A 1415-nucleotide genomic window follows, 5' to 3' on the forward strand; every position below is an offset into this window, starting at 1 on the left:
TCTACAATGATTACAGAATAAGATATCTCCGACAGAAAGCACTCCCGGCACGATAGGTCACATAAGCCTTGAGGTGAAGCACACAGGAAAGCCGTATGCGGGAAATCCGCACGTACGGTTTGAGGTGGCAGGAGATGGAAACGGATGAGATGACCCGCTTGAGGGGGACACTCTCCCGAAAGGGGAGTAAACAGCCTGGCCTCACAAGGTCTGTACTTACACCGCGCCATCTCTTGACCCTACCGTTCTTAAGATCGGTGGAGAGTAAAGCGTGGAGAGTTGTTAACAACCGCCAGTCGCCTCCGGCGCTAGTATCGCTTCGCGATGCCAGTACGACTCCGTCGCGCAAGCAGACTGGCGAGGGCAAAGCCTTACTGGCCGTTCTTCATACCCTTCTATGAACTATCTCAAGCAATGCTGCAGGACTCAGGACAGTTACGAAATCAGCGGGAAAGTGTTTAGCATTTCCCGTAACGATCGGACTGTTAGTGGCTCTGGAGACTTCAACAAAAGGTAAATCCGATTGATCTGGAAGCTCCAAAAAGACTGGTTCGGGAGTCACAAAAAAACCGACCCTAACAAAGAAATCCAGAAGCGCCCTTATATCGTCGCTCCTGAATCCAAATCTCGGTCTTTGAAGAACCCTCTCGTATTGATCGATAATTCTTGCATCGAAACAGGGATAAACACGACTCGAGAGAACACAATTGAGAACACCTGCGAGACTTCCGTGAGGATTTATTAGAGCCGCGACAAGGACGTTTGTGTCTACTACTATCTTCATCTATCCGCTTTTCTGCTTTCAGAGATCTCTTTCTCTATCTCCTCTGAAGAAAGACTATCAAGACCGTTCTTCAAAGACTGGAGCCGCATTCTTTCGACTGCGAGTTCAGCTTTTGCTCGGGAAATAGCCTTTATGAGAAATTCGAGATCCTCGTCTGCCCTTATCATTATTGCTTTAGGCTTCCCGTTAACCGTAACGATAACCTCCAATCCCTCATCAAGCGTTTCCCAGACCGCTGAGGGATTGCTTCTCAGGTCTCGAGTCGCTATGTACTTCATAAAACCACCTCCTGTACAAACATATTTTACATTGAGACCCACATAATTACCTACACAATCGCAAGCACCAGTCGCGGCGGCGGGGTGGATCAGAGGTAAGAGGGATGAGGATAGAGGTAAGAAGATCAAGATCTTTGCGCTCTTCCAACCTCTAGCCTGTCGCCTCTAACCTCTGCTCTTCTCGTCGCGCCAGTTCCGCTCCGCGGCCTAAGAACCAAGAACCTGGACGCGCAGCGTCGGAACGAAAAACTTGGGCGCAGCGCGCCGGAACCGCTCTTCTGCTCTCTCGAAGGACGGCTCTTGAAAAAATGGAGTCTGTCCCGTTTTTTCTAAAGAGGAAGGAAATGGAGCTC

2 protein-coding genes are annotated in these 1415 nt (G+C 49.6%); both read right to left on the bottom strand.

Annotated features, from left to right (window positions below; all coding sequences use genetic code 11):
* Positions 1 to 385: 385 nt before the first annotated feature.
* On the bottom strand, positions 386 to 784 hold the full coding sequence (locus RJ60_RS14415; RefSeq protein WP_099830879.1) for a putative toxin-antitoxin system toxin component, PIN family: 399 nt from the start codon (positions 782 to 784) through the stop codon (positions 386 to 388).
* Positions 781 to 1062: a type II toxin-antitoxin system Phd/YefM family antitoxin gene (locus tag RJ60_RS14420; RefSeq protein ID WP_099830878.1), complete on the bottom strand. Its 282-nt coding sequence runs from the start codon at positions 1060 to 1062 to the stop codon at positions 781 to 783. Before RJ60_RS14420 ends, RJ60_RS14415 begins: the two co-directional genes overlap by 4 nt.
* Between the last annotated feature and the right edge of the window lie 353 nt (positions 1063 to 1415).

It is taken from the genome of Mesotoga sp. B105.6.4, from assembly GCF_002896535.1.
GTDB lineage: Bacteria > Thermotogota > Thermotogae > Petrotogales > Kosmotogaceae > Mesotoga.

Bases quoted from the DNA above. Each gene is read 5' to 3' on its own strand.
- RJ60_RS14415 (WP_099830879.1), bottom strand. From the start codon at position 784: ATGAAGATAGTAGTAGACACAAACGTCCTTGTCGCGGCTCTAATAAAT.
- RJ60_RS14420 (WP_099830878.1), bottom strand. From the start codon at position 1,062: ATGAAGTACATAGCGACTCGAGACCTGAGAAGCAATCCCTCAGCGGTC.